Origin of the sequence: Pseudomonas sp. HMSC065H01, from assembly GCF_001815235.1 — a bacterium.
Taxonomy (GTDB): Bacteria; Pseudomonadota; Gammaproteobacteria; order Pseudomonadales; family Pseudomonadaceae; genus Pseudomonas; species Pseudomonas aeruginosa.
Window position 1 is genome coordinate 1 of the sequence record NZ_KV819865.1, and the last position, 386, is coordinate 386.

General features: G+C 67.1%; 1 protein-coding gene. It reads right to left on the bottom strand.

Annotated features, from left to right (window positions below; all coding sequences use genetic code 11):
• Nucleotides 1–386: RHS repeat domain-containing protein (locus HMPREF3014_RS12345; RefSeq protein ID WP_033872384.1), on the bottom strand; the 386-nt coding region annotated here is incomplete at both ends.

A 386-nucleotide genomic window follows, 5' to 3' on the forward strand; every position in this document is an offset into this window, starting at 1 on the left:
CCAATCGGATCACTCTCCACATACCGCCCAGTCTCCGGATCATAGTCGCGGAAGTAGTTGTAGTGCAGCCCGCTTTCCGCATCGTAGTACTGCCCGGGGAAGCGCAGGTTGACCTGGGTGCTGCCCTGGCTCAGCGCTTCGCCGCGGCCGAAGGCGTCGGACTGCCACTGCCAGGCGATCTGGCCGCTGGCGTCGGTAGCCAGGCGCGGGGTGTCGAGGTGGTCGCCATGGAGGTAGAGCAGGGTCGGGTTGCCGACCTTGCCCTGGGCGTCGTAGTCGGCGTCGATGGTGGCCAGCGGCAGGCTGTCCAGCCACAGGTAGTACTGGGCTCGCAGTTTCCGGCCGCTGCCGTCGTGTTCGGCTTCGCCGAGCAACTGGCCGTCGGG